The organism is Bradyrhizobium sp. 956_D2_N1_4, from assembly GCF_052076025.1.
Taxonomy (GTDB): domain Bacteria; phylum Pseudomonadota; class Alphaproteobacteria; order Rhizobiales; family Xanthobacteraceae; genus Bradyrhizobium; species Bradyrhizobium barranii.
The window spans coordinates 7,016,272-7,031,039 of the sequence record NZ_CP197237.1; the positions used below are offsets into that span (position 1 = coordinate 7,016,272).

Consider the following 14,768-nt stretch of genomic DNA (forward strand, 5'->3'; position numbering starts at 1 on the left):
TGTCGCGCAATTGTCATAGGCGTGTCGAAGCGGCGCCGTTCTTTTGCTCGGCCCTGGCACTAGTCTTGCTCCGGGTCAGGGTTCCGAATCCGGTTGGGACACTTGCCGAGCCATCGGCAGGTTGAAGACAAAATAAGAAAGTATCCTTGATGAACTCTTTGGTGCTGCGGAAGACCGCGCTCGGTCGCGATCTCACCGCGAAATATGCTGTTGGACCCGCCACTCGCCGCCTCTCGCCGCAACAGAAGCCGGCGCGCCTGCGCCGCAAGGGGCCGATGCTTTGGGCCGCTTTGGCGCTACTTGTGCTGGCGGCGGACTTTATGCTGGCTTCCCTCGCCTGGCTCGCCGTCGACTTCGTCATGGGCTGAGACCCCCCGCGCGTGCAACAGGTAGGCCGCCGCGAAGTAGGCGAGCTGGCAGGCGGCAAGACAGATGGCGATGACGGTCACACCCGCCATCATGCCGAATTCGTAAACGCGAAGAATGATTGCCGAGAAAACCGCGATCGCCGGCGCAATCAATATCAGCGCCCAGATCCTGAAAACATAACCTGTCGCTATTCCCACCAATGCACTTGCGACGATCAGGACCAAGGCAATCGTCAAGTTCAACTCCGATGAAATAATCCTCTAACAATTTCGCCAAGCTCGCGCGCTTTACGGGTACTGACAAGACAGCACTACTTACATTCGGCGAACAGTAGTTCATAAGTCTAATGATAGGTACGATGATCCGGCGAGATGGGTTCGCGCCCAGCCCGCCCCAGGGCAAATAAAACGGGCCGGATCGACGATCCGGCCCGTTTTATTTGCGGTCTCCGAGCGGCGAGAACGCCCGGCCCAAGACCGCATCGTCGGCAAGACTCGCTCTCCAGCTGCCTTCATCGCCGCGGCCAATGGGAACCTCGAAGCGCCAGCCATTCTGGTTGGTGAAGGCGATGTCCGCTACGCCCTTCTTCCTGGCATAGCTGCACGGATATTCGGTCGGCCGATCGGGAAAGACGATTTTTCCTTCCTTGCTCTCGAACACGGCCGAGGTGACCTGCGGATGGACCATGAAGATGCAATTGCGCTGCGGCAGGTCCGGCGTCGACAAGCCAAGCATCGCGAGCGGCGCGCCCGCGACGGTCATAAGGACGATCATGCTCATCGCGGCGGCTGTCTCATGGAGGCGCTCCGCGATTTCGACGTGGCCGCCGATCGAATGGTTCACAACGAAAAAGGCCGGATCGTCGATCCGGCCTTTCGATTGTTGCATCTTGCGATGCGCTTACTTCGCCTGCGCAAGGCCTTCCTTCTTCAGCGCCTCCTGCACCTGCGGCCGCGCTGCGACGCGAGCCTTGTAGGCGGTCAGGTTCGGCATGGCCGAGAGGTCGAACTTCATCCGATCGCCCCAGGTCAGCATCGTGAAGAGATAGCCGTCGGCCACCGTAAACTGCTTTCCCATGAGGTAGTCGCGGCCGGCGAGCTGGCTGTCGATGTATGTCAGCTTGCCCATGACGCGGTCCTTGAAGAAGGCCTTGGCCTCGTCGTTCAGCGCCGGCGCGAACAGCGGTCCGAAGCTCTTGTGCACCTCCGAGGTGAGGAAGTTCAGCCATTCGAGCAGCTTGTAGCGCTCGGTGCTGCCATGGGCCGGTGCCAGCGCCTTGGCGGAGGCCTGATCGGCGATCATCTGGACAATGACCGGGCCTTCGGTCACGATCTCGCCGCTGTCGAGGCCCAGCGCAGGGACCTGGCCCTTCGGGTTCAGCTTCAGATAATCCTCACCATTTTCGAGCTTCTTGGCCCGGATATCGACCTTGACCAGCTCATAGGGCAGGCCGGCTTCCAGGAGCGCGATGTGGGGGGACAAGGAGCAGGCGCCGGGCGAGTAATAGAGTTTCATGGAATTTCTTTCTCTTGACGCTTGGTTGGGGCGAAGGAACGCCTACATGCATTTGCATCCAATAGTCAAGATTGATGCAGGTGCATTGAGTGAGGTAAGAGACGGAACGACGAGCTTGAGCGGGACCATGAAACGCAAACCATCGACCGAGGCAACTTCGGCCTGGATCCGCCTGATGCGGGTGCAGAGCCGCGTGCTCGATTGCGTCGAGCAGGACTTGAAGAAGGCGGGGTTCCCGCCGCTGGCCTGGTACGACGCGCTGCTCGAATTGTCGCGAGCGCCCTCGGGTGAGCTGCGGCCGGTGGAACTCGAGCGGCAAATGCTGATCCCGCAATACTCCACGTCGCGCCTGATCGACCGCCTGGTCGACGAGGGGCTCGCCTCCCGGCGCGAATGCAAGATCGACAAGCGCGGCCAGTTCGTGGAGATCACGGAAGCCGGCCGCGAGTTGCAGAAGCGGATGTGGGGCGCCTATTCGGCCGCGATCGAAAAGTATGTTGGCTCGAAACTGTCCGATGCGGATGCCGTCAAGCTCAGCGGTCTGCTCGATCGCCTCGGCTGCTCGTGTGGCGAGATGAAACTGCCGCCCGTCCACGTCAACGAAACCACGCCGTCGCGATGATCTTGCGGCACACCAGCTCGTCCGTGCACCCCCTGGGTTCGCGGACCACCCCGTCACCCGCGCGCCTTCGATCGAAGCGCCCTTTTTGATTAGAGTTTGATATGGCGCGAGACCAGATCGATATGACGCCGCTGCAGTCGCGCGACGAGCTCGTCGCGTGGTTCGAGGCCGGCTGCAAGGACCCGTCCGAATTCCGCATGGGCACCGAGCACGAGAAGACGCCGTTCACGCTCGAAGGCCACCGTCCGGTGCCTTACGAGGGTGCGCGGGGCATCGGCGCGCTGCTCGAAGGCATGAAGCTCCTCCTCGGCTGGGAGCCGATCATGGAGAAGGGCAACATCATCGGCCTCTACGACGTCACCGGCGGCGGCGCGATCTCGCTCGAGCCCGGCGGACAGTTCGAGCTCTCCGGCGCGCCGGTCGAGAACGTGCACCAGACCCAGAGCGAGCTGATGGCGCATCTGGCGCAGGTGCGTGAGATCGCGACCCCGCTCGGCATCGGCTTCCTCGGGCTCGGCATGACGCCGTCCTGGTCGCGCGCCGACATCCCGGTGATGCCCAAGGGCCGCTACAAGATCATGACCAATTACATGCCGAAGGTCGGCCAATACGGCCTCGACATGATGTACCGGACCTGCACGGTGCAGACCAATCTCGACTTCTCCTCCGAAGCCGACATGGTCAAGAAGCTGCGCGTCTCGCTCGCGCTGCAGCCGGTCGCGACCGCGCTGTTTGCCAATTCGCCGTTCACCGAGGGCAAGCCGAACGGCTTCCTGTCGTTCCGCTCCGAGATCTGGCGCGACACCGACAATGCGCGTTCGGGCATGATGCCGTGGGCATTCGAGGACGGCATGGGTTTCGAGCGCTATGTCGACTACGCGCTCGACGTGCCCATGTATTTCGTCAAGCGCGACGAGGATTACATCGACGTCTCGGGCTCCTCGTTCCGCGCCTTCTTCGACGGCCGCAACAACAATTTGCCCGGCGAACGCCCGACGCTGTCGGACTGGGCCAACCATCTTTCGACGATCTTCCCGGAGGTGCGCCTCAAGCGCTACCTCGAGATGCGCGGCTCCGATGGTGGTCCGTGGGGCCGCCTGCCGGCGCTATCGGCGTTCTGGGCCGGGCTGCTCTACGACGATGTGTCGCTCGATGCCGCCTGGGACCTCGTGAAGCACTGGGCCGCGCATGAGCGCCAGGCCCTGCGCGACGACGTGCCGCGGTTCGGCTTCAAGGCACGGATCAAGGACCGCTATCTGTTCGAGATCGCCAAGGAATGCCTCGTTCTGGCCCATGCCGGCCTGCGCCGCCGCGGCCAGATCGACCAGCTCGGCCGCGACGAAACCCGGCATCTGGAGCCGCTCGATCGCATCATCGATTCCGGCCGGACCCCGGCCGAGGAGATGCTGGAGAAGTTCAACGGCGCCTGGAACGGCTCCGTGGAACCGGCCTACGCGGAATACGCGTTCTAGGCCAGAGGCCGACGACCGGGATCTGAGCCGTTCATCGCCCATACAGGTTTGCGGCGATCAAATGACCGGCTGAAAAAAACCTGAGCGCCGTCAATAACTCGAAAGCTGTTCCGATGGGGAAGGGCCGCCTGCGTGGGGCCGTCATGGCAAGCGTCGTGGCCTGCGCCACGTTGCTTGCGCTCGTGTTGGCGAGCGCGCCTGCGCGCGCCCAGACGGCGTTCGACCGGCCCGGCGGCGACTATTTCAGCTCGCCGGTGACGTCGGGTGACCCCGAGGATTGCGCGCTGCAGTGTGAGCGTGATCGCCGCTGCCGCTCCTGGAGCTTCAACTATCCCGACGTCGAAGGCGGCTCGGCTGTGTGCTGGCTCAAGAACACGGTGCCGCCGCGTGTCCCGGGCAGCTGCTGCATCTCCGGTGTGCGTGGCGCCGGCGTGATCGAGCCGCGGATCGAAGGCGTTGAAACGTCGATCGACCGCCCCGGCGGCGACTTGCGCAATTTCGAGATCAAGGACGGCGAAGGCGAAGAGGCCTGCAAGGCCGCCTGCATCGCCGACAACAAGTGCCGCGCCTTCACCTATGCCCGTCCCGGCTACACCGGGCGTGAAGCGCGCTGCTTCCTGAAAAAGGAAATCAAGCCGCCGCGCCGCAAGGCGGGCTTCACGTCGGGCGTGGTCAGATAGCGCGCTGCGAATCCGGCGACCCGCTCTCAATTCGCCGCCGAGACCAGCCTGTCCCCGCACGCATTCGCGTAGAACTTGCCGCCGCATTGGCGCTTGATGGCGGCGCAGCGCACCGCGGGAGACGCATTTTCCGGAACGCTGAAGCCGCAGCTCAGGCCGTCGGCACTGCGACCGGTCTTGCCGGCGGCGAAGGCGGCGCTGGAGGCGGTGATGCAGACGACGAGGAAGGCCGCGGCGGCGATTTCGATCAGCAGTCTCATGGACGTTTCCTCCACACTGATGGCTGAATCTGCCCTCAATCTAGCACCAAATCCGCATCTCTCCGTACGCTTCCGGGTTCCCAAATCGGCCCGTTCCTTGCATAAATTTACGCCAGCGCAGTGCACGGCCGCGCCAGGGATGGTTCCGGTGCAGGGGCAAGACGCGTAGAGTTAGTGGTGTTCTCGCGACCAGGAAGTGACGGCCTTGCAAGATCAATCGTTCCAGCCAAGTTTGCCGGCCTCCGGCCAGCCCATCGACGAACTCGCGCTGGCTGACGTCAAGGGCGCGATCCTGGCGAAGCTGCGCCTTGCCATCGGCAAGGATGCTGGCATGGCCACCAAGCACGACTGGTACCAGGCCGCAGCGCTCGCGCTGCGCGACCGCATCGTGCATCGCTGGCTCACGGCCGAGAAGCACAGCTACGATGCGGGACGCAAGCGCGTCTATTATCTCTCGCTCGAATTCCTGATCGGCCGTCTCTTCACCGACGCGCTGAACAACATGGGGCTGCTCAAGATCTTCGAGGTCGCGCTCGGCGATCTCGGCGTGTCGCTGCCTGAGCTCCGCAAATGCGAGCCGGATGCCGCGCTCGGCAATGGCGGCCTGGGGCGGCTCGCCGCCTGCTTCATGGAGAGCATGGCCACGCTCTCGATCCCCGCGATCGGCTACGGCATCCGCTACGATTACGGCCTGTTCCGCCAGATCATCAATCAGGGCTGGCAGCAGGAATATCCGGACGAATGGCTGAGCTTCGGCAATCCCTGGGAATTGCAGCGGCCCGAGGTGATCTATCACGTCCATTTCGGCGGTGGCGTCGAGCATGTCGACGACAAGGGCCGCGACCGCGCGATCTGGCATCCGGCCGAGACCGTGCAGGCGATCGCCTATGACACGCCGATCGTCGGCTGGCGCGGCCAGCACGTCAACGCGCTCCGCCTGTGGTCGGCACGCTCGCCCGATCCGTTGAAGCTCGACGCCTTCAACAAGGGCGACTATGTCAGCGCCAGCGCCGAGCAGTCGCGCGCGGAAGCGATCTGCAAATTCCTCTATCCGAACGACGAAAGCCCGGCGGGCCGCGAACTGCGGCTGCGACAGGAGTATTTCTTCGTCTCCGCCTCGCTGCAGGACCTGGTCAATCGCCATCTGACCTCCGACGGCCAGCTTCGCAGCCTCGCGATGAAGGTCGCGGTCCAGCTCAACGACACGCATCCGAGCCTCGCCGTCACCGAGCTGATGCGCATCCTGGTCGACCTGCACAATTTCCGCTGGGACGAGGCCTGGAAGATCACGGTCGCAACGCTGTCCTACACCAACCACACGCTGTTGCCCGAGGCGCTGGAGACCTGGCCCGTCGAACTGTTCGAGCAGCTGTTGCCGCGCCATCTCGAGATCATCTACCGCATCAACGTGCAGCATCTCGCGCTGGCCGAAGCGCGCGCGCCCGGCGACATCGATTTCCGTGCCTCGGTTTCGCTGATCGACGAGAGGAGCGGACGCCGCGTGCGCATGGGCCAGCTCGCCTTCGTCGGCTCGCACCGCATCAACGGCGTCTCGGCGATGCATTCGGACCTGATGCGCGAAACCGTGTTCCACGATCTCAACCATCTCTATCCCGGTCGCATCACCAACAAGACCAACGGCATCACCTTCCGCCGCTGGCTGATGCTGGCGAATCCAAAGCTGACCGACCTGCTGCGCGAGACCTGCGGCGAAGCCGTGCTCGACGATCCAACCCAGCTCAGCCTGATCGAAGCCCGCGCCAGCGACGTCGAATTCCAGAAGAAGTTCCGCAGCGTCAAGCTTCACAACAAGACCGCGCTGGCGCGCCTGATCGGCGAGCGGCTCGGCATCAAGGTCGATCCGACCGCGCTGTTCGACGTGCAGATCAAGCGCATTCACGAATACAAGCGCCAGCTCCTCAACATCATCGAGACGGTGGCGCTGTACCAGGCGATGAAGGACGATCCCAACGGCAACTGGGTGCCGCGGGTGAAGGTCTTCGCCGGCAAGGCGGCGGCGAGCTACCGCTACGCAAAATTGATCATCAAGCTGGTCAACGACGTCGCGGACGTCGTCAACAACGATCCCGCGATCGGCGGCAAGCTCAAGGTCGTCTTCCTGCCCGACTACAATGTCAGCCTTGCGGAGGTGATCATTCCCGCGGCCGACCTGTCCGAGCAGATCTCGACCGCCGGCATGGAGGCCTCCGGCACCGGCAACATGAAGCTGTCACTGAACGGCGCCCTCACCATCGGCACGCTCGACGGCGCCAACATCGAGATCCGCGACCATGTCGGCGCGGAGAATATCGCGATCTTCGGCATGGAGGCCGGCGACGTGATGATCCGCCGCAAGCAGGGGCTGGATGCCTCCGACGTGATCCGCAATTCGCCAAAGCTCCAGCGCGCCATCAATGCGATCGGCACCGGCGAGTTCTCGCCCGGCGATCCCGGCCGATTCGAATCGATCGCGCACGCGCTGCGCTATCTCGACCATTACATGGTCAGCGCCGATTTCGATTCGTATTACGAGGCGCAACGCAGTGTCGACGCACGCTGGCAGGTGGCGCCGGCTTGGACGCGCGCCTCCATCCTCAATGTCGCGCGCATGGCCTGGTTCTCCTCGGACCGCACCATCCGCGAATATGCCGAGGAGATCTGGAACGTGCCGGTCAATCCGACCACGCCGCTGCTGCCAGATCTGCGCGACGTCGCAGGCTGATTTTCCGCAACGTGAAATCGGCGTTACCTGCGAGGTTATTGATTTGGCAGGATAGGCATCATATTACGGCTTGAGCTTTTTCTGGCCGGAGTCGATCGTGCCTGTCGGCGAGTATACGAGCCCGGATGGGCAGCTTCGATTGCTGGTCATATGTCCCGACGGGGACTGGACGCTGGGGTTCGACGGATTCTCCTGGCACACGCACGGCAGCATCCTTGCCAGTCTTTCAGGCAAGGACGAGGAAGCTGCCATCGGCGACTTCGTCGCCGATCTGATCAGCGGCAAGAGTATCATTGCGCTGAAGCGCATAGGAGGCTCCGTCGCGGATGCCTGGGTCACAGATGATCCGGCAGACGATGTTTTGAGTTCGCAGCAATATGGCCCTGGTGATGAGACGATGGAGTTTCGTCGTTGGGACGGAAGCTCAGTAGAGGTCTAATCCCATGCACGCCAAGCTCCCGCACCCGTTCGACGACGCCACCCGCATCACCGCCGGTGACAGCAGCTGGCAGGGGCACACCAGCGACGACTACTGGGCCTTTGTCGGCCCGTTCGGCGGCGCCACGGCCGCGACGATCCTGCGTGCGCTGATCGACCATCCGCAGCGCGCCGGCGATCCGCTGGCGCTGACTGTCAATTATTGCGCGCCGATCGCGAAAGGGCCGTTCGATCTCGACGTGCGGCTGGTGAAGGCCAATCGCTCCAGCCAGCATTGGAGCGTCGAACTGTCGCAGGGCGGCGGCGAGGTCGCAACGCTCGCCACCGCCGTGTTCGCCGAGAGGCGGCCCTCCTGGGAGCACAGGGTGGCGCAATATCCGGATGCCACGGCGTTCGAGGCGACGCTGCCATTCCCAAAGATCTCGGCGTCCTGGGCCAACCAGTATGAATTCCGCTTCGTCGAGGGCGAGATGCGGATCGGCCCGCCGCAGGCCGAGCTCGCTGGCACCTATTCCAAGCTCTGGATCGGCGACCGCACGCCGCGCAAGCTCGACATGCTGTCGCTGATGTCGATGTCGGACGCCTTCTTCGGCCGCATCTTCCACGCCAGGCGCGAGCTGGTGCCGTTCGGCACGGTGTCGTTGACGACGTATTTTCACACCGACAGCGAAGAGCTCGCCGCCGAGGACATCACGCGCGTGCTCGCGACGGCCGATTCGAAGATCATGCACAAGAGCTACGCCGATCAGAACGCCGAGCTGTGGTCGCCGAACGGCAGGCTGCTCGCGACCACGACGCAGATTGCGTATTTCAAGGCGTAGGTGCTCTTCCCCTCTCCCCTTGTGGGCCTGTTGCGTTATCGGCTTTTGAGGCTGAAGACGTCAGGAGAGAAGGCCTTGGTCCTGGCAATGCCTGCGAAGATCTGTAGTTGTTGCCCTCAGCGGGCAGCTCACGCGGCGATCGTGGCCCACCGCCTCATGTTGAAGGCGATTGAGGCGAGCAGAACTTGCCCGGTCGCCTTGATCAGACCGACGTAGCGGATGCAGGTCAGCCGCATGCGGCGTTTGAGAGTAGCGAAGGTGGTCTCGACCTGGGCTCGGCGGCGCGCGATGAGGAGGTTGTAGCGTTTGAGCCTCGGCGGCAACTCCGGGTGATGCCGGTTGGGCCGACGAGCAATGCGGGGTTTCTTGCCCTCCGCCTTCAGCCGGGCCCGTCGGGCATGGGTGTCGTAAGCCGCATCGGCCCACACCGCAGCTTCATCGCCGCGGATCAAAGCGTCCGCCGGTGTCGTGTCGTTGATGTTGGCCGGTGTGGTCAGTACCGTGCGGATCAAGCCGGATCCTTCGTCGACACCGACATGGGCCTTGTAACCGAACGTCGTGCCGCTCTTGCCTTGCCGCTTGGTGAAGCGGGCGTCGGGATCGTTTGAGGGGCGATCCTCCTTCGGAGGAGCCGACACCGCCTGGATCAAGGTCGCATCCAGCATCGTGCCGCGCTTGAGGATGACGCCGGCATTTTCAAGCTGACGATCCAGCTCACCAAACAGCTTCTCCAGCAGGCCTTGTTCGACAAGCTGGTTCCGAAAGCGGTTCAGGACCGTATGGTCGGGCGTCGCATCCTCGAGGCTCAAACCGACGAAGCGCTTGAACGACAACCGGTCGCCCAGCGCTTCCTCGAGTTCGCGCTCCGAAAGACCATACAGCGACTGCAACAGCACAGCACGAAACAGCACCAGCACCGGATAGCCTGGTCGACCGGGGCTCCCTTCATCCCGCAAATGGCCGATCAGCTTCTCGAACCGGTACCACTTGACCAGGCCCGCCAGCCGATCCAGCGCCGCATTGGCGCCGGCCCCCTTCGGCATCAGCGCTTCCACAAAGCTCGGCTGTCCCGTCCGCTTGACCGCCATCGCTACCCTCCAAGGCTTTGCCCTAGGGAATCACAATTGACGAATTACGCAACAGGCCCCTTGTGGGAGAGGGTGGCTCGTCGCGAAGCGACGAGACGGGTGACGGGTCTCTCTCCGCGAGCGCTTCTCTTGCAGTTGAACGCGCGGATACAACCCCTCATCCGGCGCTTCGCGCCACCTTCTCCCACAAGGGGAGAAGGAAGAAACAAAAAGGGCGGCCTCGCGGCCGCCCTTTTGCATTGAAGACAGAGCGAGAGATTACTCCGCCGCGAGCTTCACGTCCGGCGCGGCCGCGCGCACTTCGGCGTCGACCTGGGCTTCGAACTTGGCAAAGTTCTTCTGAAACATGCCGACCAGCGCGCGGGCGGTCTTGTCGAACTCGTCCTTGTCCTTCCAGGTGTTGACCGGGTTGAGGATCTCGGCCGGCACGCCCGGCAGGGCGGTCGGGACCGCGAAGCCGAAATACTTGTCAGTGCGGAATTCGACGTTGCGAAGCGAGCCGTCGAGCGCGGCGGTGAGCAGCGCGCGCGTCACCTTGATCGGCATGCGCGAGCCGGTGCCATACTTGCCACCGGTCCAGCCGGTGTTGACCAGCCAGCAATCGACATTGTGCTGGGCGATGAGGTCGCGCAGCATGTTGCCATAGACGCTGGGGTCGAGCGGCAGGAAGGGCGAGCCGAAGCAGGTCGAGAATTCCGGCTGCGGCTCGTTGCCGAGACCGCGCTCGGTGCCGGCGACCTTCGCGGTGTAGCCGGACAGGAAGTGATACATCGCCTGCGCGGGCGAGAGCTTTGCGATCGGCGGCAGCACACCGAAGGCATCGGCGGCGAGCATCACCACGTTCTTCGGCTGCGGCGCGCGGCCGGTGCGCGAAGCGTTCGGGATGAAGTCGAGCGGATAGGCCGAGCGCGTGTTCTCGGTCTTGGAGCCGTCGTCGAAATCGACAACGCGGGTGTCTTCGTCGAGCACGCAGTTTTCGAGCACCGCGCCGAAGCGGGTCGAGGCGGCGTAGATCTGAGGCTCGGCCTCCTGCGACAGCTTGATGCACTTGGCATAGCAGCCGCCTTCGAAGTTGAACACGCCGTTCGGGCCCCAGCCGTGCTCGTCGTCGCCGATCAGCGTGCGGTTCGGATCGGCGGACAGCGTGGTCTTGCCAGTGCCTGATAGCCCGAAGAAGATCGCGGTGTCGCCATTGGCGCCGACATTGGCCGAGCAATGCATCGGCATCACGCCGCGCTCGGGCAGATAGTAGTTCAGCGTGGTGAAGACGGACTTCTTCATCTCGCCGGCATAATAAGACCCGCCGATCAGGACGATCTTGCGGGCGAAATCGATCGCGACGACATTCTCCGACTTGCAGCCGTGGCGTTTCGGATCGGCGCGGAAGCTCGGCATGTCGATGATGGTGAGCTCCGGCGTGAAGCTCGGCAGCTCGACCGCCTCGGGGCGGATCAGCAGCGTACGGATGAACAGCGAGTGCCAGGCGAGCTCGGTGAAGACGCGGGTCTTGATCCGGTACGCCGGATCGGCGCCGCCATAGAGGTCCTGCGCGAACAGGCTCTTGCCTTCAGCGTGCTTGAGGAAGTCCTGGTAGAGCGTCTCGAACTGCTCTGCGGTGATCGACTGGTTGCCCGCCCACCACATCTTCTTGTCGGTGGTGGCGTCACGCACCGTGAACTTGTCCTTCGGGCTGCGACCGGTGAACTCACCGGTGTCGGCGCAAAGCGAACCGTCAGCCGACAGCACCGCCTCGCCCGCGGAAAGCGAGTATTGATAGAGTTGCGGCGCGCCGAGGTTCCAGTGAACCCGTTTGAGATTCTTTAAGCCGAATTTGCCGGCACCGAAGGCACCGTTGCGCACGCCCGTCTCTTGCACGAAAAATCCTCCTAGAACCCGCGACACTCAGCGCGACCAAGCTTTGGCGCCATCGCGGTCACCGTGAATTATAGGCCGTCCGGCCTCGGTTGAACGACGTAATAATGGTGAACGCTGGCGTTGCCAAGCCGATCTCGCAGGATTTGGTTTATTCAAGGACCGCGCCAAATGCCGCGCATGTCAGCCCTGAGCAGGCGCATCAAAAAATCGCGAATGATCGCGCAACCAAATGCGCAATTCGGCGTTTCCTGTGGTTATTGCGACGCACAATCCCGGACCGTCCTATCGTACCTCGCCTTCGCCGATGAGCGCGAACGGCCCCCACATCGCGGGATAGGCGTTGCGCGGTGACGAGGTGTCATCAACGTACGTCAACATCGCGCGGCGCAAAGCTTCGGCACGGCCGATTTTTGGTTCGTTCTTGAGCAGTTCGAAAGTCGACGTGGTCAAGCGGGTGGCAGCTTCCGAATCCACTGCCCAATGCGACACCAGCAGCGCACGTGCACCCGCGTAGAAGAACGAGCGCGCCAGCCCCGACAGGGCCTCGGCGCCGGGCTTGTCGCCGGCGATGGTGTTGCAGGCCGACAGCACAACCCAATCCGCGTTGAGCTTGAGCTGAGCGACTTCACTTGCCGTGAGCAAGCCGTCATCCAGCTCCGTTGGCCGATCGGGAATGGAGAGCGCAAGCGAGGGCTCGCCCAATCCCTTGATATCGCCGGCCACGAGACCGTGGGTGGCAAAGTAGATGATGCTGTATTGAGCAAGCGCTGCACGCTTCAGCGTCGTTTCGCTGGCATCGCGGCCGAGATGGATGTCGGCCTCCGCCGCGCCGACATCCTTGGCCACAGCGTTCAACTCGTCCGCGGTATCCGGCAATTGCGGCAGCGCCTGCGCAAGCCGCGCGCGATCGACGCCGGCACCGCACCAAAAATCGCTATAGGCAATTGTTGCAATGTTGCGTGCAGCGACCTTGCCGCTTGCAGCGCGACGGTCGGCCGGCCCTTCCAGCGCAGGATTGAACACGGGATCGCCAAAGCCAGTCATCGGCTTCGCGCCCTGCTCCCGGCGCGCGACGGCACGCAACGATTTCAGGCTGACCACCGAGGGCAGCACCGACACCGCCTGGCGCCGCAACAACCAGGCGGCGCTGCGATAGCCTTCGAGCGTATCCGGGATCGCAGCTTGCGGCGTCTCCGTGACGAGCAGATGAAACGGCAACGCCGTCAGCGCGGCCGACGGCACCACCAGCAGGTTGCGCTTGTCCTTCGTCAGCGCTTCGACCGGGCCGAGCAGCGCGACATAAAGCTCGTTGGCGAGCCCGAGGTCGAACAACCCTGATTTGCCGGAGGCATCGCGCGCCTTGCCGACATCGAGCCCCTTGCGGAAGGCAGTCACCTTCTGCGTCAGCGCGTCCGCGCCGAGCGGAATCTCCCTCCATTCGACGCCTTCGCGCGTGATCGCGACGACGTAACTCTGCTTGTCGACCACGGAGTAGAGCACCATCGCCTCTTCGGGCGACAGCAAGAGCTGGATATCCTTGACCGCCAGCGGCAGGGGATTGGAGAGCGACGCGTACTCGGGAAACTCGACCGCGAGCGTCTTCTGCAAACCCACGCGCTCGTTCGCTATCGCCGCGATCCGCGCCCGGCTGCGCTGCTCGGCCGCGACGTCGCGCTGGGCCGATTGCTTCGACACCGCGGTGATGATCGCCTTGTCGAGCGCCTCGGACTCGGCCGCAAGATCCTGGTCCCGGCGCACGAGTTCGGCGAGCCGGTCGCTGCCGGCGGCAAGGCGCACGGCCAGCTTGTTCACGGCGGAGGCAGCGGAGGATTGCGTGCCGCGCTGAATCGCGGCAAGCGCCTCGTCCAGCGCCCTGTCGTCGGGCAGCAGATATTGCTGTCGCGCGGCGAACAGGACCGGCAGCACGACGCGCAACTGCGCGCGATTGGTCGCAAGCGTCTTTTCCGCGAGCGGCAGCGCGTCGGCGTTCCGGCCGGAGACGTAGAGGAAATAAGCGAGATTGCTGGTCGAGGTCGTGACGTCCGGATGATCGGGACCGAGCGCACGTTCGCGGATCGACAGCGCACGGCGATAGAGCGGCTCCGCATCGGCATAGCGCTGCTGGTGCTCGTAGAGACCGGCGAGATTGTTCAGCGAGCGCGCGACGTCGGGATGGTCCGGTCCCAGCACCTTTTCGCGGATCGCGAGCGAGCGCCTGATCGGCGCCTCGGCATCCGCATCGCGGTTGAGGTCGCGATCGAGCTGGCCGAGATTGTTCAGGAGCGTCGCGACCGCCGGATGCTCGGGGCCACCGGCCTTCTGGTAGATCGCGAGCGCGCGCTGAAACAACGGCTCGGCTTCGGCCTGACGCTGCTGCTTCACATAGTATGTGGCGAGATTGTTGAGGGACTGACCGACGTCGGGATGCTCGCGCGACAGCGCCTTCTCGCGAACGGCGAGCGCACGTTTGAACAGCGGCTCGGCCTCTGCAAAGCGGCTCTGCCTCTGATAGAGCGCGGCGAGGTTGTTCAGCACCGGTGCGATCTCGACACTGTCGAGACCGGTCCCCTTCTCCATCAGTGCAATGGCGCCCTTGTAGAGCGGCTCGGCCAGGTCGTCGTGACCCTGGTCGGCGTAGATCTGCGCAAGGTTGTTGAGCGCGCCCGCGAGATCACGATTGTTGGTGGTCTTCTCGAGAGACGCCACCATGGCCTGCGCCAGCGGCAGCGCCTCCGAATATTTGCCGGCGCTTCGGAGTGCGTTGATCCGCGCGCTCTCCGCGGCGAGACCTTTCTGGGCAAAGCCGGGCGTGGCAAGCGATGCGGTGATCGCGAGCGCCAAACCCGCAACCAGCGTCAAACGACGGCGTATCATGAACCCTCTCGCTGCCGACTTCGAACCATTAC

13 protein-coding genes are annotated in these 14,768 nt (G+C 63.6%); 6 read left to right on the forward strand and 7 right to left on the reverse strand.

What is annotated here, in order from left to right; genetic code table 11:
* Positions 1 to 296: 296 nt before the first annotated feature.
* The 3 genes from AB7535_RS33190 to gstA all read right to left on the reverse strand — a co-directional run bounded on the left by AB7535_RS33190 (position 297) and on the right by gstA (position 1,884).
* Positions 297 to 605: a hypothetical protein gene (locus AB7535_RS33190; RefSeq protein WP_354113374.1), complete on the reverse strand. Its 309-nt coding sequence runs from the start codon at positions 603 to 605 to the stop codon at positions 297 to 299.
* Between the two features lie 199 nt (positions 606 to 804).
* Positions 805 to 1,257: a hypothetical protein gene (locus AB7535_RS33195; RefSeq protein ID WP_354113373.1), complete on the reverse strand. Its 453-nt coding sequence runs from the start codon at positions 1,255 to 1,257 to the stop codon at positions 805 to 807.
* Between the two features lie 12 nt (positions 1,258 to 1,269).
* Positions 1,270 to 1,884 carry a glutathione transferase GstA gene (gene gstA / locus AB7535_RS33200; RefSeq protein WP_166076325.1) on the reverse strand — a complete coding sequence of 205 codons (615 nt, stop codon included), beginning with the start codon at positions 1,882 to 1,884 and terminating at the stop codon, positions 1,270 to 1,272.
* A 127-nt stretch (positions 1,885 to 2,011) separates the two neighbouring features.
* Here gstA and AB7535_RS33205 point away from each other — a divergent pair, with 127 nt between their 5' ends.
* The 3 genes from AB7535_RS33205 (at position 2,012) to AB7535_RS33215 (ending at position 4,658) form a co-directional block, all read left to right on the forward strand.
* Positions 2,012 to 2,506 (forward strand): MarR family winged helix-turn-helix transcriptional regulator, encoded by a 495-nt coding sequence (locus tag AB7535_RS33205; protein ID WP_014498535.1) that lies wholly within the window; start codon positions 2,012 to 2,014, stop codon positions 2,504 to 2,506.
* 101 nt (positions 2,507 to 2,607) lie between these two features.
* On the forward strand, positions 2,608 to 3,978 hold the full coding sequence (locus AB7535_RS33210) for a glutamate--cysteine ligase (protein ID WP_354113372.1): 1,371 nt from the start codon (positions 2,608 to 2,610) through the stop codon (positions 3,976 to 3,978).
* A gap of 113 nt (positions 3,979 to 4,091) precedes the next feature.
* Positions 4,092 to 4,658 (forward strand): PAN domain-containing protein, encoded by a 567-nt coding sequence (locus tag AB7535_RS33215; RefSeq protein WP_354113371.1) that lies wholly within the window; start codon positions 4,092 to 4,094, stop codon positions 4,656 to 4,658.
* Between the two features lie 26 nt (positions 4,659 to 4,684).
* On the opposite strand, the gene AB7535_RS33220 is transcribed toward AB7535_RS33215, so the two are convergent.
* Entirely contained in the window at positions 4,685 to 4,918 is a 234-nt protein-coding gene (locus tag AB7535_RS33220; protein WP_354113370.1) for a hypothetical protein, read from the reverse strand.
* A 205-nt stretch (positions 4,919 to 5,123) separates the two neighbouring features.
* Here AB7535_RS33220 and AB7535_RS33225 point away from each other — a divergent pair, with 205 nt between their 5' ends.
* The 3 genes from AB7535_RS33225 to AB7535_RS33235 all read left to right on the forward strand — a co-directional run bounded on the left by AB7535_RS33225 (position 5,124) and on the right by AB7535_RS33235 (position 8,899).
* Positions 5,124 to 7,640, forward strand: a complete 2,517-nt coding sequence (locus AB7535_RS33225; protein ID WP_354113369.1) for a glycogen/starch/alpha-glucan phosphorylase — start codon at positions 5,124 to 5,126, stop codon at positions 7,638 to 7,640.
* Between the two features lie 97 nt (positions 7,641 to 7,737).
* Positions 7,738 to 8,079, forward strand: a complete 342-nt coding sequence (locus tag AB7535_RS33230; RefSeq protein WP_063986045.1) for a hypothetical protein — start codon at positions 7,738 to 7,740, stop codon at positions 8,077 to 8,079.
* Positions 8,080 to 8,083: 4 nt separating this feature from the next.
* Complete coding sequence (locus tag AB7535_RS33235) at positions 8,084 to 8,899, forward strand: acyl-CoA thioesterase (protein WP_028151653.1); 816 nt, start codon at positions 8,084 to 8,086, stop codon at positions 8,897 to 8,899.
* Between the two features lie 128 nt (positions 8,900 to 9,027).
* On the opposite strand, the gene AB7535_RS33240 is transcribed toward AB7535_RS33235, so the two are convergent.
* The 3 genes from AB7535_RS33240 to AB7535_RS33250 form a co-directional block, all read right to left on the reverse strand.
* Positions 9,028 to 9,987 carry an IS5 family transposase gene (locus tag AB7535_RS33240; RefSeq protein ID WP_166348444.1) on the reverse strand — a complete coding sequence of 320 codons (960 nt, stop codon included), beginning with the start codon at positions 9,985 to 9,987 and terminating at the stop codon, positions 9,028 to 9,030.
* Positions 9,988 to 10,245: 258 nt separating this feature from the next.
* The gene (locus AB7535_RS33245) at positions 10,246 to 11,862 is read right to left on the reverse strand and encodes a phosphoenolpyruvate carboxykinase (protein ID WP_354114243.1); all 1,617 of its coding nucleotides are present in this window, start codon (positions 11,860 to 11,862) and stop codon (positions 10,246 to 10,248) included.
* A gap of 282 nt (positions 11,863 to 12,144) precedes the next feature.
* Positions 12,145 to 14,736 carry a tetratricopeptide repeat protein gene (locus AB7535_RS33250; protein WP_439037464.1) on the reverse strand — a complete coding sequence of 864 codons (2,592 nt, stop codon included), beginning with the start codon at positions 14,734 to 14,736 and terminating at the stop codon, positions 12,145 to 12,147.
* Positions 14,737 to 14,768: the final 32 nt, after the last annotated feature.